The sequence below is a fragment of the Streptomyces sp. NPDC045968 genome (assembly GCF_056430475.1).
Genome location: NZ_JBWKLF010000004.1, coordinates 319033 through 341738 on the forward strand (window position 1 = coordinate 319033; position 22706 = coordinate 341738).

Genomic DNA, 22706 nt, shown 5'->3' on the forward strand with positions numbered 1-22706 from the left:
TGTGCGTTCCCGCACGCAAGGGAACGTACGGGACCCCGTCTCCCATTCCCGCCGCACCCCGGGAAATCCGTGCCCCCAGGGGGATCGGGGCCTGCCGGGCGACGACGGGCGGGCGGAGGCGCGGTCGGGCCGCCGGGGATTAGTACGACGGATCGTTCACGCCTGTGGACAACTTCCGCGCCCGCCTCCTGCGACCTGGCAGCATGGCGGGGTGACAGCAGCAACGCATTCCACCCTCTTCCCACAGGTCCCCGAGTCCCCGGACGCCGTGCTCGACGGGCTCGACCCGGAGCAGCGCGAGGTCGCGACCGCTCTGAACGGACCCGTGTGTGTGCTGGCCGGAGCCGGTACGGGCAAGACGCGCGCGATCACCCATCGCATCGCGTACGGGGTGCGCGCGGGGATACTCCAGCCGACGACGGTGCTGGCTGTCACCTTCACCAACCGTGCGGCCGGGGAGATGCGCGGCCGCCTCCGCCAGCTCGGCGCCACCGGTGTGCAGGCGCGGACCTTCCACTCCGCCGCCCTGCGCCAGCTCCAGTACTTCTGGCCGAAAGCAGTCGGTGGTGAGCTTCCGCGGCTCGTCGAACGCAAGGTCCAGCTGGTCGCCGAGGCGGCGGCCCGCTGCGGCCTCAAGCTCGACCGCAACGAGCTGCGGGACGCCACGAGCGAGATCGAGTGGGCCAAGGTCACCCAGACGGTGCCCGGCGACTATCCGGCCGCGGTCGCCAAGACCCAGCGGGACGCCCCGCGCGACCCGGCCGAGCTCTCCCAGATCTACGGGACGTACGAGCAGCTGAAGCGCGACCGCTCCGTGATCGACTTCGAGGACGTGCTGCTCCTCACCGTCGGCATCCTCCAGGACCGCCACGACATCGCGGACCACGTGCGCGCCCAGTACCAGCACTTCGTGGTCGACGAGTACCAGGACGTCAGCCCGCTCCAGCAGCGGCTGCTCGACCTCTGGCTCGGCGACCGGGACACCCTGTGCGTGGTCGGTGATGCCAGCCAGACGATCTACTCCTTCACCGGAGCCACCCCCGACCACCTGCTGAACTTCCGCACCCGCCATCCGAACGCCACCATGGTCAAGCTGGTCCGGGACTACCGCTCCACGCCCCAGGTCGTCCACCTGGCCAACGGTCTGCTGAGCCAGGCCCGCGGCAGGGCCGCCGAGCACCGGCTCGAACTGGTCTCGCAGCGCGACAAGGGCCCCGCCCCCGTCTATACGGAGTACGCGGACGAGCCCGCGGAGGCCGAGGGCACCGCACGACGCATCCGCGATCTGATCGCCGCGGGCGTCCCGGCCGGGGAGATCGCCGTGCTCTACCGGGTCAACTCCCAGTCCGAGGTCTACGAACAGGCGCTGGTCGACGCGGGGGTCCCCTACCAGCTGCGCGGCGCGGAGCGGTTCTTCGAGCGCGCGGAGGTGCGGGAGGCGGGCATGGCCCTGCGCGGCGCAGCCCGGGCCGGAGGCAACGACTCCCTGCTCGACCAGGCCGAAGGTCTGCCCTCGGAGGTGCGGGCGGTGCTCTCCACCAAGGGCTGGACCAGCAGGCCGCCGGCCGGCTCCGGTGCGGTCCGGGACCGCTGGGAGTCGCTGGCAGCCCTGGTGCGGCTGGCCGAGGACTTCGAACAGGCCAAGCCGGGGGCGACGCTCTCCGATCTCGTGGCCGAGCTCGACGAGCGGGCGGCCGCCCAGCACGCCCCTACCGTCCAGGGCGTCACGCTGGCCTCGCTGCACTCGGCGAAGGGCCTGGAGTGGGACGCCGTGTTCGTCGTCGGACTGACCGAGGGCATGATGCCGATCACGTACGCCAAGACCGACGAACAGGTCGAGGAGGAGCGGCGCCTGCTCTACGTCGGCGTCACCCGGGCCCGCACCCACCTCACCCTGTCGTGGGCGCTCTCCCGCTCGCCCGGCGGCCGGGGCGGCCGACGGCCCACCCGCTTCCTGAACGGACTGCGGCCGGGATCGGTCGCGCTCGGCGCCCGTGGGGGCACGGGCGGCGGCGGGGGCATCGACCGAGGTACCGGTTCCGGCACGGGGACGGCCGGCGGCGGCCCGGACGCGGCGGTGAGGCGGACGCGCCGCGGTCCCGTGCGGTGCCGGGTCTGCGGCAGGACGCTCACCGAGGCCGGTGAGATGAAGCTGATGCGCTGCGAGGACTGTCCGTCCGACATGGACGAGGCGCTGTACGGGCGGCTGCGCGAGTGGCGGGCCGGCCAGGCCCGGGAGATCGGCCAGCCCGCCTACTGCGTCTTCACGGACAAGACCCTGATGGCGATCGCCGAGGGGGTGCCGGCCACCGAGGGCGAACTCGTCACCATCGCCGGCGTCGGCAACCGGAAGCTGATCCGGTTCGGCGCCGACGTGCTGGCCATCTGCGCAGGTGAGGCCGTGGGTGAGGAGGCTGAGGAGGGCGACGGCGAGGTGTGAGAAAAACTCGTCGAAAAAATAGTTTGCGCCCGCCCCAGTCATCACCATAGGTTCTTAACCACGGGAACAGCGACTTCTCTGAAGCCCTGATTCCGTGCTGTACTTATCCGAATACGCAGGACCGGCCCCGGCCGGTCCCCCTAGACGCCGAGAGGAGGCGATTCCTGTGATCAGCATCATCAGCACCAGCAAAATGACCGATCTCTCGGTCGTCTCCGCGTACTCGCTCGGCCTCGCCTGCTCTTCGGAATCCCTGCTTCGTGGCACCGGTCTGTCCGGCATTTCCGCCGCCCGTCCGATGTCTCCGGCCGCTCTCCTGCCCGTGATGCGGCAGCGCAATGAGCGACCGATCGAGGCACCGGCAGCAGCAGTAGCGAAGGGACAGGCCCCGGCCTATGCCTTTGCGGCCGTCGGTGCCGGAGCCAAGAAGCAGACGACGCAGCACCACACGATGTGGGCCTTCCGTGGGCCTGAACCCTGGAGCGATCCAGCCTGATCCAGCATCAGGCCGGCGCCTTCAGGGCCGCGGAACCCCACTCGGGATCCGCGGCCCTTTTGTTTTGTCCGAACGGGATGAGACGTGACGAAGGAGCCTCGGGACAAGCAGCACCTGGTACCAGCCGCCAACCGGCCAACAGGCCGGCACGACCAGACGAGGACACCACCACCGTGCAACTCGACACGCACGCCCCGTCCGTACCGCCTTCCGACACGATCTCCCCGCCCGGCCTCACGGAGGACTCCACCTTGATCCCCCTCACCGCGCTCACCGCGCTCGACGACGCCATCGAGAACCTCGGTGTGCCCGTCCCCTGCCGTTCGTACGACCCCGAGGTGTTCTTCGCCGAGTCGCCTGCCGACGTCGAGTACGCCAAGTCCCTCTGCCGCACCTGCCCGCTCGTCGAGGCCTGCCTCGCCGGAGCCAAGGAGCGGCGTGAGCCGTGGGGCGTCTGGGGCGGCGAGCTCTTCGTCCAGGGTGTCGTTGTCGCCCGCAAGCGGCCGCGTGGCCGCCCCCGCAAGAACCCGGTCGCGGCGTGACCGCCAGCCTGGGGGTCCCCGCCCCCGCACGAATGCAGCGCATCGGAACCATCGACCGTCCCCACACCCATGACCCCCGGAATCAGGCACCAATGACCTCCCCCACGAACGAGCCCATCGGCTCCGCAACCCCGAACGTCACGATCACCGGCGCGAACGACTCGCGTCAGAACAGGACCCGCGAGATGCAACTCATCCCAGAAGCCATGGCTCGTGCCCATATGCACGACCGCCTGAGGGAGGCCGAGGCGGAACGGCAGGCCGTACGCCTCGTCGCCGCCCGGCGGATGCACCGCCGTGCGGAGCGCGCCTCCATGCGCGCCCGCCGTGCGCTGGCCATGGCGGTCATGCACTAGGGACTCCGCAGGAGACCCCGGGGCCGAGCCCCGAAAGCACAACAGGCTGCCAGGGCAACCGCTCTGCCCGGTGAGCAGCCATCCCCTCCGCGGGGCCGGTCCGAACAGGCCGGCCCCGCGGTGCGTTGTGCCGCGCCGCGCAGCCCTCACGGCGTTATCGTCACCAGGTGGACGAGGAGACTCAGCCCGTACAGCCAGGTGCCGAGCGTGTGGTGTGCGCCCGGTGCGGAGCCACCGCCCACGGCGGGACCGCACCGCCGACCTGGAGCTGTTCCGTGGAGGACGGCAGCCGCCACTACCTGTGCGAGGACTGCTCCCGCGCTCACATCAGAGCGATCGAGAGCCGCCTCGACTCCGACTGGTGGTGACGGCGGTGGGGCCGCCTGACCCTCTGGCCCGCGCCACGTTCGACCGCCGGCTCTAGGCCTCGACGGCCGCGCCCTCCTCCTCGGGAACGAAACCGGGGAGCCAGGACTCGAGTTCGTCCCGCAGACGCACGGTCGCACCCAGCTGGCAGAGCACCCCGATGGTGCTCAGCGTCACCCGGTGTATCAGCAGGTAGGAGGGCGGAAGGTTCAGCTGCTTGCCCAGCTGATGGGCGGGGGAGCGCGGGTCCGCTATACGGGCCGCCTGCGTGCGCAACCAGCCGCGGGTGAAGGTGAACTCGTCCACCTGGGCCGGCTCGATGATCGGCAGCAGATAGTCCAGCACCGCGTCCGGCGCGAGTTCGATCGACTCCTTGACGAAGCCGGCTTCGCGCAGCAGCTCGTACACCGCTTCGGCGTCGCCCTCCAGCGTCATCCGCAGCGAGTCACCGATGGTCTGCGGCAGCCCGCCCGGCAGCCGGTCCACCGTGCCGAAGTCCAGCACCCCGAGCCGCCACTGCCCGGGATCCCCATCCAGGCCGCTCTCTCCCGGACCGTCCCCGTCCGCTCCGTCCCCGTCGTCGATCCCCGCGGCCGGCAGCAGCCGGAAGTTGCCCGGATGCGGATCGGCGTGCAGCAGGCCGGTGCGTGCCGGACCCGAGAAGAGGAAGCGCGCCAGCAACTGGCCGGCCCGGTCGCGCTGTTCCGTGGTGCCCTCGGCGATCACGTCGGCGAGCGGGATGCCGTCGATCCACTCCGACACGAGGACCTGTTCGGACTGGTGGACCACGTCAGGGACGACGACGTCCGGATCGTCCTCGAACTCCGCCGCGTGCTGCCGCTGCGACTCCGCCTCCAGCGCGTAGTCCAGCTCTTCCTCAACCCGCTCGCGCAGCTCCTTGATGAGCGGTTTGACGTCCATCCCCGGAACCAGCGGGCCGAACAGCCGGGCGAAACGGCTCAACTGGGTCAGATCCGAGAGCAGTGCCTCTCCGGCGCCCGGATACTGCACCTTCACCGCGACGTCCCGCCCGTCGTGCCACACCGCCCGGTGGACCTGCCCGATCGACGCGGCGGCCGAGGGTTTGTCCTCGAAGGAGAGGAAGAGGTCCCGCCAGTCCTCACCCAGTCGCTCTGCCAGTACCGCGTGCACCGTGCGCGCGGGCATGGGCGGCGCCGCCTCCTGCAATTTGGTGAGCGCGGCGCGGTAGGGCCCCGCGACCTCCTCGGGCAGCGCCGACTCGAAGACGGACAGCGCCTGCCCGAGCTTCATCGCACCGCCCTTCAACTCGCCCAGAACACGGAAGAGCTGGTCGGCAGTGCGCTGTTGAACCTCGCGGGCCACCAGTTCGGCGGACTTTCCGCCGATCCGCTTGCCCAGGCCCCACGTGGCACGGCCCGCGAAGCCGAGCGGCAGGGCGGCCAGCTTGGCGGTACGGGTGACCGCCTTCCGGGGAAGATCAGACATGTGCCCCTCCAGTTCCCAGACCGTGCCGCGTGAGTCTTCGGCGTTGCCGTCGACAGCGGTCACCCGGCCATTGTGTCGTGTGCGGCACCCGCCTCGGAGGTGAGCTCCCCCTCAGTGTGCCCGGCCGCGCCGCAGGAACAGTCGCGATGCGGTCCCAGCTGCTCCGACCGCCAGTCCAGCAGTGGCATCGCCGCCTCCCACCGGGCGCCCGTACTCGCGGGCAACTCCCCGTCGAGGAAGGACAGCGCATGCGCGGCCGCGAGCCCGGCCACCGCCGTCGCCAAGCCCACATCGCAGGCCGGAACGGTGCTGCGGCGCCCGGAGCGCCACTGCGCCAGCATCCGCGGCCACTGCGGGTCGCGATCGGCGCGGTGCAGTGCCAGACAGCCGGCGCATCCCGTGCCCCCGGGCAGCACGAGCGGGCCGACCACTCCGGTGGCCTCGATCACACCCGCGTAGAGATGGGGAGTTCCCGAACCGATCCAGGGCGCGGCGGTGGCGGGGTCGGGGGCGTACACCGCGAGGCCGTCCCGGGGCGCGACCACGATCAGGGACAGTCCCGGTTCACCGCCGGCCGACGTCCCGGCCGTCTCGGTGGCGCGCGGGGTCCCGCCCACGGCGGACCTGCGGACGAGCTGGCGGGCCGCCGTGTCCCTCCGCTCCCCGACCGCGGATGCCGGGAGTCCTCCGGGAGCGACGTCCCACGGCTCGGCGCGGCCGCCGTCCAGCACCTCGACCCGGCCGACCCCCGCTCCGGACAGCACCGCGGCGATCACGGCGCCCACCCGGCCAGCACCCCTCACCTGTACACGTATGGCCCGCCGGGCGGCGAGCCGCCGCAGTCCGCTGCCGGGCTCCGGGTGCACGACCGAGAGTGACGCCAGATCGGGCCGCTGCCGCTCCAGGGCGTCGGCGCGATCGCGTAACGCATCGGCCTCCGGGCCGCCTCCCCGGGGATCGTCCAGCAGCCCCGCCTCCGTCAGCCGCGCGACCAGCACGTCCACATGACGCTCCGACAGGTCCAGGGACCGGGCTTGTTCGCGAAGGAGTGGCAGGCCGCGCGTACCGTCGAGCAGTTCCAGGAAGCTCCCGGTGGCGATATCCATGGGGCCGAGCGTCACCGCATGAGCCGGCGTCACTCCGAATTGGACGGTGTTCCGTCCGCGCCATGCGCGGCGCAGTGCGGGCTTGAGCATCGGATGCATGACTTCTCCCCGGTCGGTGTGAAGATCCTTTGCCAGAATGCGGTGGCGGAGCGAAGTCCGCGAAAAGTTATCCACAGGCGGGGGGTATTAGTCGTTCAAATGGTGCATGCCATGGACCGGATCAACGCCGAACCGTTCGGCAGTCGGGACTTCCGCCACTGACAGCGGGTAACGTCGGGGCGTGCCCGCCGAACCGTCACCCGGCCTCGCCGGGGGGACCCCCGCGCCCAGCGCCGGAAGCGATCAGCGCAGCGCGGCCGCCCGTCGGCCCCGCGCTTCGGCGACGAGCGCGGTCGAGGTCCGCAGGAGTGCCCGGCGCAGCAGAACGGTCTCCGCGTACCGGGAGGGCGACCGCACCATCGTGCTGATCCCCGCCCGGATGTCGGAGGCGGAGGAACAGCGCTGGGTGACAGTGATGCTCGACAAGCTCGCCGCCCAGGAGAGCAAGCGCGTCATCGGCGACAGCGAGCTGGCCGAGCGCGCCGAGCGGTTGTCCGCCCAGTATTTCGAGGGCCGTGCGAGGCCCGCTTCCGTGCGGTGGGTGACCAACCAGAACACCCGATGGGGTTCCTGCACCCCTGCCGAGGGCTCCATCCGTCTGTCGCACCGGTTGCAGGGCATGCCGGAGTACGTCGTCGACTACGTACTCGTCCACGAGCTGGCCCACCTGCTCGTGCCCGGCCACGGCCCGCGTTTCTGGCGGCTGCTGGAGGCGTACCCGCGCACCGAGCGGGCCCGGGGCTATCTCGAAGGTGTCGTGGCGGCCGACCGGCTTCCGCACCTGCCGGCCGCGCGCGAGGAGTGACGTTCGGTGATTCTGTACCGGGTGTGTACCGACTTGGCTCGATGTCGTCGTTTGCGGTTAGCCTGACGCGACGCATTCACATTCGGGATGGGGGACGGTCGTTACGCATGGCCAGGGAATTCCAACGCGGCCACAAGGCCAAGATCAGTGACCTCACGCCAGGTACGGATCTGTACGTAGGTGTGCAGATCGCCGGACCCGGACTGACCTTCGACATCAGCTGCTTCGGCCTCGACGCCAATGAGCAGCTCTCGGACGACCGGTATTTCATCTTCTTCAACCAGCCGAAGTCGCCCGAGGAGTCCATTCAGCTGCTGGGCGCCCAGTCCGGTGACACCGAGTCGTTCCGCGTCACGCTCGACCGCATTCCGGCGAACATCCACAAGCTGTCGTTCACCGCGACTCTCGACGGTGCGGGACAGATGTCGCAGGTCGGACCCGGATACATCCGGATCGTGGCAGGCGGCGAAGAGGTGGTGAGGTACGCCTTCACCGGCTCGGAGTTCACCACCGAGCGCGCCGTGATGCTGGGCGACTTCTACCTCAAGGACGTCTGGCGTTTCGCCGCCGTCGGGCAGGGCTTCGACGGTGGTCTGGACGCGCTGCTGAAGAACTTCGGCGGCGAGGTCGCGGAAGAGGCTCCGGCCGCTCCGCAACCGCAGGCGGCCGCCCCGTCGTTCGCGCCTCCCGCGCAGGCCACCGCGCCCCCGGCCTTCGGAGCCCCGGCCCCGCAGGCCACCGCGCCCCCGGCCTTCGGAGCCCCGGCCCCGCAGGCTCCTCAGCCCGCACCGTCCTTCGGCGCCCCCGCCGCAGCCGCGCCCGCGCCGCCGCAGCAGCCGATGCATGTCGCGCCGACCATGGCTGCCCCGATGGCCCCGCAGGCCCCGTCCCCGTACGGGCAGCCGCAGCCACCGCAGCAGCCGCAGTTCGGGCAGGTTCCCGGCCAGGGTGCACCGCCCACCGCCCCCTACGGGCAGCAGCCTCCGGCCCCGTTCGGCCAGCAGGCGCCCGCCCCCTACGGACAGCAGCCTCCCGGTATGCCGCACGGCGTGCCCCAGGGGGTGCCGCAGGGTGGTGCCGGTCTGCAAGCCGCTCTCCAGCTGTACAAGGAGACACCGACCGGCCAGCGCTGGACCCCTCAGAACCAGCAGCTCATGAGGGTCGACCTGACCATGGGCAGCACGCCGGTGCTGGCCCGTCAGGGCAGCATGGTGATGTACCAGGGCAAGGTCGACTTCGGTTACAAGAGCGCGGGTTTCGCGGGCCGGGTGGTCGGTAACGCCACCGGCCAGGAAATGCAGCTGATGCGCTGTACGGGCCGGGGCCAGGTCTTCCTCGCCGAGGAAGGTTCGCATCTGCATCCGATCGAGCTGCAGGGCGACGGCATCTGCGTCTCCGCCGAGAGCGTTCTCGCGTTCGACGAGTCTCTCCAGTACGAGGTCCGCAGGATCGAGGGCCACGGCATTCCCGGCGGCGCCCTGTTCACCATGCTGTTCCAGGGAACAGGCACCGTGGTCGTGAAGACCCACGGCGTCCCTGTCGTCCTGCCGGTCACTCCGACCACGTTCGCCGACTGCAACGCCGTCGTCGCCTGGTCGGCGGCGTCCCAGGTGATCCTCTCCAGCCAGGTCCGGCTGCGCCGCAACGCGTATCCGGGACACAGCGGAGAGACCGTGAACCTCCAGTTCCGGGGAGCGCCCGGGAACTTCATCGTCGTCCAGCCCTACGAGGTGTGAGGGAGCCCGTCATGAACCAGCAACTCGCGGGCTTCGCCCCGACCCCCGTCACGGCCCGGATGGAGAATCACGGCCGCACGATGCTCAAGGTCGCCATGGCCACGGGCCAGGACCTGTACGCACGCACCGGCTCGATGGTGGCGTACGAGGGCTTCATCCAGTACGAACCCAATCCGCCCGCCGTCCGGCAGGCCGCGTCCCAGTGGGTCACCGGTGAGGGCGCACCCGTCATGAAGTGCTCGGGTGACGGACTGCTCTACCTCGCCGACTACGGCGCCGATGTGGTCGTCATCAACCTCGACAACGACTCCCTCTCGGTCAACGGCACCAACCTCCTCGCCTTCGACGCCCACCTCACCTGGGGTGTCGAACGGGTCAAGGGCCTCGCCAAGTTCGCCGGCCAGGGCCTGTGGAACGTCGGCATCCAGGGCACCGGCTGGGTCGCCATCACCTCCCGCGGCACTCCGATCGTCGTCGACTGCGGCCGTGGCGAGGACGAGACGTACGTCGACCCGGACGCCCTCGTCGCGTGGTCCCCGAACCTCAAGGTGAAGGGCAAGCGCAGCTTCAAGGCTTCCTCGCTCATCGGGCGGGGCAGCGGAGAGGCGTACCAGATGGCCTTCTCGGGACAGGGCATCGTCGTCGTCCAGCCGAGCGAGGACAGTACCGACCGCCTTCGGGTCCGGAACTGAGGGGGAGGAGAACACACCATGCAGAGTCCGCTTTTCGCTCACACCGAGCAGCAGTCCCAGGGCCGGTACACCATCCAGAACCCGCAGCTCCTGCGGGTCTCGCTGACCGGCCACGACGACATCCTCGCCCGCAAGGGGGCCATGGTCGCGTACCAGGGGCTGATGGAGTTCGACGGCGAGTACCGCTCGCAGGGCCAGCGCCGGGCCCGTGCGAACACGGGTGAGGGCCTCGACCTGATGCGCTGCACGGGTCAGGGCACCGTCTACCTGGCCAACCTCGCCCAGTACATCCACGTCGTGGACGTCGGCCACGAGGGAATGACCGTGGACAGCGCGTATGTCCTCGCCCTCGACTCCACGCTGCACACCGAGGTCATCGCGGTGGACAGCCAGTACGGCGTCTCGGGCACCGGGAAGTACCAGCTCAGCATCACCGGCACCGGCAAGGTCGCGCTGATGACCTCCGGCCAGCCGCTGATGATGCAGGTGACGCCGGACAAGTACGTGAACGTCGACGCCGACGCGATCGTGGCCTGGTCCAGCTCGCTGCGCGTCCAGATGCAGGCCCAGACGCACTCCTCCGGGGTCAGGCGTCGTCGTGGCAGCACCGGTGAGGGCTGGGAGCTCAGCTTCCTCGGACAGGGCTTCGCTCTCGTCCAGCCCAGCGAGGTGATGCCCCCGCAGCACGCCGAGATCGGGCAGGGCGCCCGCGCCCAGTTCGGTGTCGGTCAGCAGGGGGCGCACGCTCAGAACCAGAACAACGCCTGGAACTGATCCGTACACAGCGGCATCGCGTAAGGGGCGGTCTCTCAGGAGACCGCCCCTTACGCCGTAGCGGACCGGCGCACGGCTACGGGCGCTGTTCCAGCGCCGCGAGGGTCCCCTCCAGCAGTCGTACGACCGAGGCGTCGGCCACGGCCGCGACCTCGTCGTACGCGTACCACCGCAGGTCCAGCGATTCGTCGCTGATCTGCTCGGTGGCCCCCGCCGGGGCCAGTGCCGCGTACTGCACGTCGAGGTGCCAGTGACAGGGCGCCGGAATCGGGTGCCGGTCCAGCCGCACCGGACCGCCCGCCAGGAGCGTGAGGCCCTCGATTCCGGATTCCTCCGTCGCCTCCCGCAGGGCGGCGGCGGCCAACGTGGAGTCCTGCGGCTCGCAGTGTCCGCCCATCTGGAGCCACATCCCCAGCTTCCTGTGCAGGGTCAGCAGGACCCTGCCGCGGCCGGGGTCGACCACCAGAGCACTGGCGGTCAGATGCCCGGCCTCGCAGGCCTTCCACATGCCGTCCGGGTGCTGTGCCAGGTGGTCGAGGTAGACCTGGCGCAGTCCGTCCTGCGCCGTGCCGGGCCCGGGGGCGTAGCTCTTCAGTACGAGGAAGCCGTCGTCGTGCAGGCTCACTGGTCGGTGTCGTCCTTGCTGTCCTTGTCGTCGGTTCCGGGGCCGTCGGTGCCGGAACCGTCGGTGCCCTCCGCGCCGGAGGCGGGCTTCTGCGGCCCCTTGGCGGCCTCACCGAGCATCTTGTCCAGCTCGGAGAAGTCCAGCTGCTCGTGGTGCACGAAGCCGTCCGGGTCGTCCAGGTCATGGGCCGTCGGCAGCATGTCCGGGTGCTCCCACAGGCCGTCACGGCCGTCGACGCCCCGTGCGTCCGTGAGCGAGGCCCACAGCCGCGAGGCGTCCCGCAGCCGGCGCGGACGCAGCTGGAGCCCGATCAGGGTGGCGAAGGTCTGCTCCGCGGGACCACCGGAGGCCCGGCGCCTGCGCAGGGTCTCGCGCAGTGCGTCGGCCGAGGTCAGGCGCGTCTTGGCGGCCTCGTGGACCACGGCGTCGACCCACCCCTCGACCAGTGCGAGCGCCGTCTCCAGGCGGGCCAGCGAGGCCTTCTGCTCCGGGGTGTCCTCCGGCTGGAACATTCCCTGCTGGAGGGCGTCCTGCAACTGCTCGGGCTGCGTCGGGTCGAACTGGCCGACCACGTCCTCCAGCTTGCTGGTGTCGACCTTGATGCCGCGTGCGTAGGCCTCGACCGCACCGAAGAGATGCGAGCGCAGCCACGGCACGTGGGCGAAGAGCCGCTGGTGGGCGGCCTCGCGCAGGGCGAGATAGAGCCGCACCTCGTCCTGGGACACGCTCAGGTCCTTGCCGAACAGCTCGACGTTCAGCGGAAGCAGCGCGGCCTTGCCGGCCGGCCCCAGCGGCAGCCCGATGTCCGTGGAACCGACCACCTCACCGGCGAGCACGCCCACGGCCTGCCCGATCTGCTGGCCGAACATGGCGCCGCCCATCGACCGCATCATGCCGATCAGCGGGCCCGCCATGGCCTGCATCTCCTCGGGCAGGACATCGCCCATGGCCAGGCCGACACGCTCGGCCACCGGGTCGACGAGCTGCTGCCAGGCGGGGAGGGACGCCTCGACCCATTCCGCGCGGCTCCACGCGACGGTGGAGACCGAACCGGACGGAAGCGACGTCACGCCGTCCAGCCAGAGGTCCGCCAGCCGCAGCGCCTCATCGACCGCAGTCCGCTCCGCCGGACCCACGCTCGCGTCCTTGGTGCCGTCCGGAGTGCCCTGCGAGACCGTCTGGCGGGCGATCTGCTTGGCCATGTCCCAGTTCACGGGACCGCCCTCGTAGCTGAGCATCTGGCCAAGCTGCTGGAAGGCCGCGCCCAGGTCGTTCGGGTTCATCGAACCGAACATGGCTGCGAACGGATTGTCACCGCCCGCGCCGGGACCGAAGCCGAGCGGGTTGCCCGGACCGCCCGGACCCTGCCCACCTCCGGTGGGGTCCTTCTTCTTGCCTTCGTCGCCGTTCTCCGGCTCCTCCGGCGGAAGGCCGAATCCGAATGGGGTGTCACTCACGGGTTTCCTCGGCTCGTAGGGCCGCCGGCTCGAACCGACGGCGACTGCCCGACATCACCATCCAGCGTAGACACCAAGCCCGCTTAGGGCCTCAGTGCTCCGCCGGCTCCCGGCCTGCGGCAGGATGGACGCCACCTGGTACGTACGCGTCATTCGGGTACGTACTGAAGACAACCGCTGGAGACGCCCGGTGAGTTCCCCAGATCCACAGGTTCGCGCAGCGCGAAACCTGGCCGACCCCTCGTCCGAGAGCAAGCCCGAAAAGAAGCGCTCCAGGAGCCGGGGCCCCGTCGTCGCGGTCACCGGTGCCGCGAGCGGCGTCGGTGAGCTCCTCACCGCACATCTCGTCGCATCCGACGAGATCAAGCAGGTCATCGCCATCGACGAACGCCGGGGCGACGTCTCGGAGGCGACCTGGCACATCCTGGACGTACGCGACCCCGCCATCGCGGAGAAGCTGCGCGGCGCGGACGTCGTGATTCACCTGGCGCTCGATCTCGACCTGGAGACCGACCCCGCCGCCCGTACGGCGTACAACGTGCGCGGCACCCAGACCGTACTGACGGCCGCCGCCGCGGTGGGCGTCCACCGGGTCGTGCTGTGCACCTCGGCGATGGTCTACGGGGCCCTGCCGGACAACGACATCCCGCTCTCCGAGGACGCCGAGCTGCGCGCCACGGCGGAGGCAACCGGGGTCGGGGACCTGCTGGAGATCGAACGTCTCGGCAGGCGCGCGCCGCGCGCCCACCCCGGGCTCAACGTCACCGTCGTGCGGCCCACGGTCCTGGTCGGCGGTACGGACACGGCGCTGACCCGCTACTTCGAGTCCCCCCGGCTGCTGGTCGTCGCGGGATCACGTCCCACCTGGCAGTTCTGCCACGTCGACGACCTGGTGACCGCTCTGGAGTACGCCGCCCTGGAGAAGATCGACGGAGAGTTCGCCGTCGGCTGCGACGGGTGGCTGGAGCAGCAGGAGGTCGAGGAGCTCAGCGGCGTACGCCGTATGGAGCTCCCGTCCGCCGTCGCGCTCGGCGCGGCGGCACGGCTCCACCGGATCGGTCTCACGCCGTCCCCGGCGGGCGACCTCGCCTACACCATGCATCCCTGGGTGGTCAGTGTGAGCCGGCTGCACGACGTCGGATGGCGGCCCAAGTGGACCAACGAGGAGGTCCTCGGGGCGCTCCTCGAAGAGGTGGAGGGTCGCCACACGGTCGCCGGACGCCGGCTCGGCCGCAAGGACGCCACCGCGGCCGGCGCGGCCGGTGCGACCGTCGCCCTGCTCGGCACCGCCGCGCTGGTCCGCCGCGCCCGGAAGGCACGCCGCCGCATCTAGGGTCTGCCCGCCGCGAGGCGCCGTGCCAGGGGGTGTGGCCCCGGCCCTGATCCGACGGACGGGCCCCTGGTCCCGTCGGTCGGGCGGCGGGGCCGCTCAGGGGCGCCTGTAGGAGGCTCCAAGACGGCCGGCGGCCCGCCGGTCGAAAACGCTATTCCGCGATGTCAGTGCGGTGCGGCACGATGGACCCCATGGCACGCACCCATGACCACCCCGGCGAGCAGGCGGCTCACGACCCCATCCGGCTGCTGGAGATCCGTGACACTCCGCTCTCCGTCGACGAGATCTTCCGAGCAGTCGGGGACGACGCGGCCGGCGGCCTCGCGCTCTTCGTTGGCACCGTGCGCAATCACGACGAGGGGCAGGACGTCGGAGCGCTCGGCTACTCCTGTCATCCCTCGGCGCAGGACGAGATGCGGAAGGTGGCCGAGAAGGTCGTCGCCGAGTTCCCGGTCCGCGCGCTGGCCGCCGTCCACCGTGTGGGTGAACTGGCGGTAGGCGATCTGGCGGTGGTCGTCGCCGTCTCCTGCGCACACCGGGGAGAGGCGTTCGACGCCTGCCGGAAGCTGATCGACGACCTGAAACACGAGGTTCCGATCTGGAAGCACCAGCGTTTCTCGGACGGTACGGAGGAGTGGGTCGGAGCCTGCTGAGCGCAAACCGCACCGGGGAGGATCAGCCCCGATTTGCGTAACCGCCCCCCTGCCGTGAGCGTTGGCCTTCCGGATCGTTAATCTGCTGATCGGTCACTTGCGATCACTCACGGGGTAGGGAGGTCGTCATGGCGGCACTCGCTTGGTTGCTGATTCCACTTCTCGCTGCTGTCGGCGCTGCGATATGGGGAAGCTGGGCCGCGCGTAACCGCACGACCGGCGATGTCTCCGAACTCGCCGGATACGCAAGGTTCCGTGACGCGATGGAGAAATCGCACTCCGGTTCCGATGCCGCATGACCTCGCCTCTCGCCGCGTGATGCCGCCCGTCGCCTCGCCGCCGTCCTCGTACGGACCGGCCCCGACGGTGCACTGACAGGCCATTCCCGTACTGTCGTTCCATGCCACGCCGCACCGCGACGATGCTCGCTTCCACCCTGATCCTCATCGCGCTGCTCTGCGCAGGCGTGCTGATTCCCGTGCGGTATGCCGAGATGTCCCCGGGGCCGACCGTGAACACGCTGGGTGAAGCCAGGGGCGAGCCGGTGCTGCAGATCAGCGGACGCAAGACGTACCCCACCTCGGGGCACCTGAACATGACGACGGTCCGCGTCACCGGTGCGGACTACGAGATGAACATCGTCGAAGCGGTCTACGGCTGGCTGGCTCACGACAGCGTGGTCGTACCGCACGACACCCTCTATCCGGACGGCAAGACGGAGGAGGAGTCGACGCAGGAGAACGCCGAGGAGTTCAGCCAGTCCCAGGAGAGCGCCAAGGTCGCCGCCCTGGAGGAGCTGGACATCCCCGTCACGTCCCGGGTCGTGGTGTCCACGGTCATCAAGGACAGCCCCGCTCAGGGGCAGCTGCACGCGGGCGACGTGATCAAGGCGGTCGACGGCGCGGCCGTCAGGCAGCCCGAGAACGTCGCCGAGCTCGTCACCAAGCACAAGCCGGGCGAGGACGTCACCTTCACGGTCGTCCCGGCCAAGGAGGCGGCCGCCGCCGAGAAGGCGGGCAGGCAGCCCCGTTCCACCCGGAAGATCGTCATCACGACGGAGAAGGCGCCGAAGGGGAACCGGGCGATCGTCGGCATCCAGGCCGGGACGGACCACACGTTCCCGTTCGAGATCGACATCAAGCTCGCCGACGTGGGCGGCCCCAGCGCCGGCCTGATGTTCTCCCTCGGCATCATCGACAAGCTCACCCCCGGGAATCTGACGGGCGGAAAGTTCATCGCGGGCACCGGCACGATCGACGACGAGGGCAAGGTCGGCCCGATCGGCGGTATCAACATGAAGCTGGTCGGTGCCCGCGACGCGGGAGCGCGGTACTTCCTCACCCCCGACGACAACTGCGCGGCCGCCGCGTCCGACATCCCCAGCGGTCTCACGCTGGTACGGGTGAAGACGCTCGACGACGCCAAGAAGTCGGTGGAGAAGATCCGGGCGGGAGACACCGCGGGCCTGCCGAGCTGCTCGGCGAGCTGACGGCCGGCCCCTCCGGCCCGGAGGACCGGGCCGGAGGGGCCGGGACGCGAAGGTCAGGACGCGAAGGTCACGGCACTGACGTGAGGGCCCCGGAGTCAGGGCCCCGGGGTCAGGACTCGAACGTCGCGGCGAGCGCCTCGGCCAGCCCGGGCACGAGGCCCGCGCCCGTCAGCACCTCGGTGGGGGAGTCCTTCTCCCGCAGCCGTACGGCCGAGTCCCGCGATCCGTCGCGCAGGACGGCCACCGTCATCCGGACCTCCTGGCGGTCCGGGTGCTTGGCGACCCACTTGGTCAGCTGAGCATCGCTCAGCCCCTCGGGTACGGAAGCCTCGGCGGACGGCGGCAGCATCAGCCGCTCCACGGTCATCGCGCACCCGACCACCGCGTCGGGCCAGGCGATGGTGGCGAGGAACTCGTCCAGCGCGGTGCCCGCGGGCAGTTCGTCCTGCTCGATCGGTGTGAGGGCCGCGGTCGTGGAACCGGTGTCGTCCAGACCGAGCTGGGCGGCGAGACCCGGCTCCTGGGCGCGCAGCCGGGCGGTGTCGACCAGGGCGAAGAGCCGGGCCGGCTGGTCCCAGCCGAGGTTGGCTGCATAGGCGTCGATTTCGAGTACGGCGACAGTGAGGGGGCTCGCGGCCATCGGAGGGCCGGAGGGGGAAACGTTGGGCATGGTCAATATCCTGCCTCCTTCCGCCCCGGTAACGGGAACTAGGTAAAGCCTCAGTAAGTTGCATAGGTGGGCTCTACGATCGCTGGGCCTGCTCCACACGACCGCGAACTTCGAGGTGCGCACGTTGGCTTTCCAGATGCCGGACCGCGGCGGAGGCCCGACCGGGCCACGGATCAGAGTCGGCCGCCCGTCCCGGCGCGTCCGTACCCTGCTCATGACTTTGGGTGTCCTGGCGGTCCTCGCCATGGCCTTCGTCATGTTCGCGGGGTTCTGGACGGACTGGCTCTGGTACAGGTCGGTCGAGTATTCGTCCGTCTTCACCACCACTCTGTGGACCAAGATCGGACTGTTCCTCGTCTTCGGACTGCTGATGGCGATCGCCGTCGGCGTGAACATCTGGCTCGCGCACCGGCTCCGGCCGCCGCTGAGCGCGATGTCACTGGAACAGCAGAGCCTGGACCGCTACCGGATGAGCGTTGCCCCCTACAAGAAGTGGGTGCTGCTCGCGATCACCGCGCTCGTCGGGCTGATCGCCGGAGCGTCCGCCTCGGGCCAGTGGCGTACGTGGCTGATGTACGTCAACGGCGTGGCCTTCGGCCAGAAGGACCCCCAGTTCAAACTGGACGTGTCCTTCTACGCCTTCGACCTTCCCTGGTACCGCTTCCTGCTCGGCTTCGGTTTCGCGGCGGCCGTGCTGTCGCTGATCGCCGCCGCGGTGACGCACTACCTGTACGGCGGACTGCGGATCACCAGTCCGGGCGCGCGGGCGACCGGCGCGGCCACCGGTCATCTGTCGGTGCTGCTCGGCATCTTCGTCTCGCTGAAGGCCGTGGCGTACTGGCTCGACCGCTACGGCCTGGCGGTGAAGTCGAGCGACTTCAAGGCCACCGACAACTGGACGGGTCTGCGGTACGTCGACGCCAACGCCTACCTGCCGGCGAAGACCATCCTCTTCTGCATCGCCGCGATCTGTGCCGTGCTGTTCTTCGCGACGCTGTGGCGCCGCACCTGGCAGCTGCCGGTGATCGGCTTCGGGCTGATGGTGCTCTCGGCGATCCTGATCGGCGGGCTCTACCCGGCGATCGTGCAGAAGTTCCAGGTCCAGCCGAACGAGCAGGCCAAGGAAGCGCCGTTCATCGCGAAGAACATCGACGCCACACGCGACGCGTACGACATCGATGACGCGCAGGTCGACGACTACACGGGCAAGAGCACGGAGACCGACGACGCCAAGCTGCGCACCGACGCGGACGCGGCCGCCAGTTACCGGGTGATGGACCCCAACGTCGTGTCCCCGGCCTTCCAGCAGCTTCAGCAGAAGAGGAACTACTACCAGTTCCCCAAGACGCTGGACGTCGACCGCTACAAGGGCCCGGACGGCAAGGAGCAGGACACCGTCATCGGTCTTCGGGAGCTCAACCTCGAAGGCCTGCCCAAGCGGAACTGGATCAACGACCACTTCACGTACACCCACGGCTACGGCGCGATCGCGGCCCGGGGGACCACGACGGGCACGAACCCGGCGGGCTCTCCGGACTTCACCGAGTCGGGTCTGCCGGCCAGCGGCCAGCTGGGCACGTACGAGCAGCGGATCTACTACGGCGAGAAGACCACGCAGTACTCCATCGTCGGAGGGCCCCAGAAGGAGCTCGACTACGAGGAGGACGGCGAGAAGACCACCAGCTACAAGGGCGACAGCGGCGTCAGTCTCGCCAACGCGTTCAACCGCGCGGCCTACGCCGTCTCCTTCAGCGAGCCGCAGATCCTGTACTCGGGAGCCATCGGCGAGGGTTCGCGGATCCTGTACAACCGCACGCCCAAGGAGCGCGTCGAAGCGGTGGCCCCGTGGCTGACCATCGACGGAGACGCCTACCCGGCGGTCGTCGACGGCCGCATCCAGTGGATCGTCGACGCCTACACCACGACCAACGGCTATCCGTACGCCTCGCGCACGACGCTGGGCGACACCACGGCCGACTCGCTGACCACCAACCAGCGTGCGGTCGTCGCCCAGCAGAACCAGGTCAACTACATCCGTAACTCGGTGAAGGCCACCGTCGACGCCTACGACGGCAAGGTCAAGCTGTACGAGTGGGACACCAAGGACCCGGTCCTGAAGACCTGGCGCAAGGCGTTCCCGGGGACCGTGAAGTCCCGGGGGGACATCCCCGCCGAGCTGATGGACCATCTGCGGTACCCGCAGGACCTGTTCAAGGTCCAGCGGGAGCTGCTCACGCGCTATCACGTCCAGGACCCCGCCCAGTTCTACAGCGGGAGTGACGCCTGGCAGGTGCCGGACGACCCCACCAACAAGGAGCCGGGGGCCGTTCCGCCGTACTACCTGAGCATGAAGATGCCGGGCCAGGACGCGCAGAAGTTCTCACTGACCACGACGTTCACACCGAAGGGGCGGCCCGACCTCGGGGCGTTCATGGCGGTCGACGCGGACGCGGCCAGCAAGGACTACGGCACCATGAGGCTGCTGAGAGTCACCACCACGGTGAAGGGCCCGGGTCAGGTACAGAGTGAGCTCAACGGCAACGACGACGTCGCCGAGTTCGTGAGAAACCTCAAGGGCACCGACTCCGACATCGAGTACGGCAATCTGCTCACCGTGCCGCTCGACGGTGGCTTCCTCTACATCGAACCGGTGTACACGCGCGGTGGCACGCAGAACTACCCGCTGCTGCGCAAGGTGGCCGCTTCCTACGGGTCGAAGATCGTCTTCGAGAACAGTCTCGGTGAGGCGCTCAACGCGGTCTTCGGGGTCGAGGACACCGGCCCGACGGAGCCCACGGAGCCCACGGAGCCGCCGGGCGACACCACCGAGCCTCCGGCAACCGGGGAGGCCGCGCTGAAGAAGGCCATCGCGGACGCCCAGAAGGCGTACACGGAGGGCGAGGCGGCACTCCAGAAGCAGGACTGGGCCGCCTACGGCAAGGCCCAGGCGGATCTGGAGGACGCCCTGCGGAGGGCGGCCGCGGCTCAGCCCAAGCCGGGCAGTGGTGCGGACGGCGCCGAGGCGGCCGACAAGGCGGCCGACAAGGCCGACGAGGCCGATGAGAAGGGCGCTGACCAGGGCAGCTGAGAAAACCCACCCCCGCGTCGTGGTACTGTTTGAACACAACGACGCGGGGTGGAGCAGCTCGGTAGCTCGCTGGGCTCATAACCCAGAGGTCGCAGGTTCAAATCCTGTCCCCGCTACTGAAAAGACAAAGGCCCGAATCCAACAGGATTCGGGCCTTTGTCATGTTGTCAGTCTTTCCGGAGCCATCCGCGTGAAGTGCGGTTCGCGGGGCATGAGTTGGACCCGGGCGTGTTTGACTTATCTCTCTGTGGGCATGTCGACAAAACGCTGAAGTGACCTCACTGGCCGCGATATACCAGGTGTACGCGGGTAACAGGTGGTGCGACGATGGTATTTATGGGGGACAGGGCAACTCTGTTGGAGACAGGGCGGTTTGTGCAGCGACGCGTCCAGAAGACGGAAAGCATGTCGGACGCGGCTTTTGTCGCCGCCATCGCCGAGACCACCGACGCCACCGACGCCACCTGCGCAGCCGACACCACCTACGCCGCCGAGACCGCGGACGGCGTCGAGGCCGAAGCGCGGCACCGTCGTGCGGCCGACGCCGGTGACACCGCCTCGATGAGCGTCCTCGGCGCTCTGCTGCTGCGCCGCGGCGACCTGGACGCCGCCGAGCGGTATCTGCGCGCGGCCACCGCGGAAGGCGACCGGGCCGCGGCCAACAACCTGGGGGTTCTGCTCCACCAGCGCGGTTACGCGGAGGAGGCCGCCGGCTGGTGGCGGATCGCCGCCGTCGCGGGTTCCGCGGCCGCCGCCCACGCCCTCGGCCGGCACTTCCGGGAGCGCGGCGACGAGCCCGGTGCCGAGTACTGGCTGCGCCAGTCCGCCGAGCAGGGCCACGCACTGGGTGCCTACGCCCTGGCCGACCTGCTGGAGCACCGCAGCGACGTCGGTGCGGAGCGCTGGCTGCGGGCCGCCGCCGAGCAGGGGCACCGGGAGGCCGCGTACCGCCTGGCACGCACCCTGGAGCGCAAGGTCCTCGACGACCCGCACGCCGCCTTCGGCCTCGGACACGGTACGGGCTCCCATGCCACCGGCCATGTGCTCGGGGCGCCCGAGATCGTCGAGGCACCGGAGACCGAGGGGGCCGCGAGCGCTCCCCGCACGGGCATCGTCAAGCAGGCCAGGGCCGGTGACGGCAAGGCCGGTGGCGAGCGCGGGCGGAGTGACGACGGGCCGGTGGCGGGTCCGGCCGCCGGGCGCATGGGCGAGGCCGAGCAGTGGTACCGCCAGGCCGCCGCGCGCGGGCACCGGCGGGCGGCGCTGCACCTGGGCGCCATCCTGGAACAGCGCGGTGAGCTGAAGGAGGCAGGCCGGTGGTACCTCACCGCCGCCAAGGACGGTGAGGCGCGTGCCGCCTGCGCGCTCGGATTCCTGCTGCGTGACGCGGGCGACGAGGAGAGCGCGGCCGTGTGGTGGCTGCGTGCCGCCCAGGACGGCGACGGCAACGCCGCCAACGCCCTGGGCGCACTCCACGCTGCCCGTGGCGAGCAGCAGACGGCCGAGCGCTGGTACCGGGCCGCCATGGACGCGGGCGATGTCAACGGCGCGTACAACCTCGGTCTGCTCTGCGCCGCCCAGGACCGGACGCCGCAGGCCGAGCAGTGGTATCGCCGTGCCGCCTACGCCGGGCACCGCGAGGCGGCCAACGCGCTGGCCGTGCTCCTGCTCCAGGCCGGGGACCACACCGGGGCGGAGCCCTGGTTCTCCAAGGCGGCCGAGGCCGGCAGTGTCGACGCGGCGTTCAACCTCGGCATCCTGCACGCGGGGCGTGACGAGGACCGTACGGCGCTGGCCTGGTACGAGCGGGCCGCTGCGGCGGGGCACACCGACGCGGCCCTCCAGGTCGGCATGGCGCTGCTGCGCGACGGCAAGGGCCAGGAGGCCGAGCGTCACCTGCGGTGCGCCGCGGGCGGCGGGAGCGCCGAGGCGGCGTTCCGGCTGGCCGGTCTGCTGGACGCGCGGCAGCCGCCGCCCGGAGCGCCCGCGCTCGGGGAGCCGATGCCGGAGAAGACCGAGTGCGAGGAGTGGTACGAGCGGGCCGCCCAGCAGGGGCACCGCCGTGCGCAGGTGCGGGTCGGGATGCTCGCGGCGGCGCGCGGCGACATGGAGAGCGCCGCGCACTGGTACCGGGAGGCCGCCGAGTCGGGCAGCCGCAACGGCGCCTTCAACCTCGGGCTGCTGCTGGCCCGCGAGGGCAGTGAGCGCGAGGCGGCGCTCTGGTGGAGCCGCGCGGCGAACGAGGGGCACGGCCGGGCCGCCCTGCGCCTCGCCCTGCTCGCCGCCCGACGCGGCGAGCTCACCGAGGGGCAGCGCTGGTGTGCGCGGGCGGTCGAGCTGGGGCCGGCCGAGGTGGCCGAGCGGGCCGCCCGCCTGCTGGAAGCGCTGCACCAGGAACTGACGGCGTAGCGGGGGGGGGGGGGGGGGGGGGGGGGGGGGGGGGGGGGGAGGAGGGAAGGGGGGGGGAGGGGGGGGGGGGGGGGGGTGGGGGGGGGGGGGGGGGGGGGGAGAG

Annotated in this window: 19 protein-coding genes and 1 tRNA gene; 15 read left to right on the plus strand and 5 right to left on the minus strand. The window is 70.4% G+C overall.

From position 1 onward, the window contains the following. The first annotated feature begins 211 nt into the window (after nt 1-211). The 5 genes from AC07FA_RS14290 to AC07FA_RS14310 all read left to right on the plus strand — a co-directional run bounded on the left by AC07FA_RS14290 (nt 212) and on the right by AC07FA_RS14310 (nt 4202). Nucleotides 212-2440: an ATP-dependent DNA helicase UvrD2 gene (locus AC07FA_RS14290; RefSeq protein ID WP_479075570.1), complete on the plus strand. Its 2229-nt coding sequence runs from the start codon at nt 212-214 to the stop codon at nt 2438-2440. Nucleotides 2441-2606: 166 nt separating this feature from the next. Then, entirely contained in the window at nt 2607-2936 is a 330-nt protein-coding gene (locus AC07FA_RS14295) for a hypothetical protein (RefSeq protein ID WP_479075572.1), read from the plus strand. Between the two features lie 173 nt (nt 2937-3109). Next, nucleotides 3110-3478 carry a WhiB family transcriptional regulator gene (locus AC07FA_RS14300; RefSeq protein ID WP_328905728.1) on the plus strand — a complete coding sequence of 123 codons (369 nt, stop codon included), beginning with the start codon at nt 3110-3112 and terminating at the stop codon, nt 3476-3478. Nucleotides 3479-3510: 32 nt separating this feature from the next. Next, entirely contained in the window at nt 3511-3834 is a 324-nt protein-coding gene (locus AC07FA_RS14305; protein WP_479075935.1) for a hypothetical protein, read from the plus strand. Between the two features lie 167 nt (nt 3835-4001). After that, on the plus strand, nt 4002-4202 hold the full coding sequence (locus AC07FA_RS14310; RefSeq protein WP_479075573.1) for a hypothetical protein: 201 nt from the start codon (nt 4002-4004) through the stop codon (nt 4200-4202). Nucleotides 4203-4254: 52 nt separating this feature from the next. Here the strand turns inward: AC07FA_RS14310 and AC07FA_RS14315 are convergent, their stop codons facing one another. Beyond that, nucleotides 4255-5667, minus strand: a complete 1413-nt coding sequence (locus AC07FA_RS14315; protein ID WP_479075936.1) for an ABC1 kinase family protein — start codon at nt 5665-5667, stop codon at nt 4255-4257. A gap of 59 nt (nt 5668-5726) precedes the next feature. After that, a complete protein-coding gene (locus AC07FA_RS14320) occupies nt 5727-6872 on the minus strand; it encodes a ThiF family adenylyltransferase (RefSeq protein ID WP_479075574.1) in 1146 nt (381 codons plus the stop codon). Between the two features lie 181 nt (nt 6873-7053). Here AC07FA_RS14320 and AC07FA_RS14325 point away from each other — a divergent pair, with 181 nt between their 5' ends. From AC07FA_RS14325 to AC07FA_RS14340, 4 genes are all read left to right on the plus strand, one after another. Further along, nucleotides 7054-7677 (plus strand): M48 metallopeptidase family protein, encoded by a 624-nt coding sequence (locus tag AC07FA_RS14325; RefSeq protein ID WP_479075576.1) that lies wholly within the window; start codon nt 7054-7056, stop codon nt 7675-7677. Nucleotides 7678-7784: 107 nt separating this feature from the next. Then, nucleotides 7785-9413 (plus strand): TerD family protein, encoded by a 1629-nt coding sequence (locus AC07FA_RS14330; RefSeq protein ID WP_479075577.1) that lies wholly within the window; start codon nt 7785-7787, stop codon nt 9411-9413. Nucleotides 9414-9424: 11 nt separating this feature from the next. Beyond that, the gene (locus AC07FA_RS14335) at nt 9425-10105 is read left to right on the plus strand and encodes an AIM24 family protein (protein ID WP_383789211.1); all 681 of its coding nucleotides are present in this window, start codon (nt 9425-9427) and stop codon (nt 10103-10105) included. A gap of 18 nt (nt 10106-10123) precedes the next feature. Further along, nucleotides 10124-10879, plus strand: a complete 756-nt coding sequence (locus AC07FA_RS14340; RefSeq protein WP_479075579.1) for an AIM24 family protein — start codon at nt 10124-10126, stop codon at nt 10877-10879. A gap of 76 nt (nt 10880-10955) precedes the next feature. On the opposite strand, the gene AC07FA_RS14345 is transcribed toward AC07FA_RS14340, so the two are convergent. Continuing rightward, nucleotides 10956-11504 carry an NUDIX hydrolase gene (locus tag AC07FA_RS14345; protein WP_479075581.1) on the minus strand — a complete coding sequence of 183 codons (549 nt, stop codon included), beginning with the start codon at nt 11502-11504 and terminating at the stop codon, nt 10956-10958. Continuing rightward, the gene (locus AC07FA_RS14350) at nt 11501-12961 is read right to left on the minus strand and encodes a zinc-dependent metalloprotease (protein ID WP_479075582.1); all 1461 of its coding nucleotides are present in this window, start codon (nt 12959-12961) and stop codon (nt 11501-11503) included. Before AC07FA_RS14350 ends, AC07FA_RS14345 begins: the two co-directional genes overlap by 4 nt. Nucleotides 12962-13151: 190 nt before the next feature. Between AC07FA_RS14350 and AC07FA_RS14355 the strand changes: the two genes are divergently transcribed. From AC07FA_RS14355 to AC07FA_RS14365, 3 genes are all read left to right on the plus strand, one after another. Next, on the plus strand, nt 13152-14294 hold the full coding sequence (locus tag AC07FA_RS14355) for an SDR family oxidoreductase (protein WP_479075583.1): 1143 nt from the start codon (nt 13152-13154) through the stop codon (nt 14292-14294). 191 nt (nt 14295-14485) lie between these two features. Next, nucleotides 14486-14947 (plus strand): molybdenum cofactor biosynthesis protein MoaE, encoded by a 462-nt coding sequence (locus AC07FA_RS14360; protein WP_479075584.1) that lies wholly within the window; start codon nt 14486-14488, stop codon nt 14945-14947. Between the two features lie 400 nt (nt 14948-15347). After that, entirely contained in the window at nt 15348-16436 is a 1089-nt protein-coding gene (locus AC07FA_RS14365; protein WP_479075585.1) for a YlbL family protein, read from the plus strand. Between the two features lie 109 nt (nt 16437-16545). On the opposite strand, the gene AC07FA_RS14370 is transcribed toward AC07FA_RS14365, so the two are convergent. After that, nucleotides 16546-17106: a PPA1309 family protein gene (locus tag AC07FA_RS14370; RefSeq protein ID WP_479075586.1), complete on the minus strand. Its 561-nt coding sequence runs from the start codon at nt 17104-17106 to the stop codon at nt 16546-16548. A 136-nt stretch (nt 17107-17242) separates the two neighbouring features. On the opposite strand from AC07FA_RS14370, the gene AC07FA_RS14375 reads away from it, so the two are divergent. From AC07FA_RS14375 to AC07FA_RS14385, 3 genes are all read left to right on the plus strand, one after another. Then, entirely contained in the window at nt 17243-20194 is a 2952-nt protein-coding gene (locus AC07FA_RS14375; protein ID WP_479075937.1) for a UPF0182 family membrane protein, read from the plus strand. Between the two features lie 42 nt (nt 20195-20236). Continuing rightward, nucleotides 20237-20310 (plus strand) — tRNA-Met (locus AC07FA_RS14380). A gap of 211 nt (nt 20311-20521) precedes the next feature. Beyond that, entirely contained in the window at nt 20522-22603 is a 2082-nt protein-coding gene (locus tag AC07FA_RS14385; protein WP_479075587.1) for a tetratricopeptide repeat protein, read from the plus strand. The last annotated feature ends 103 nt before the right edge of the window (nt 22604-22706 follow it).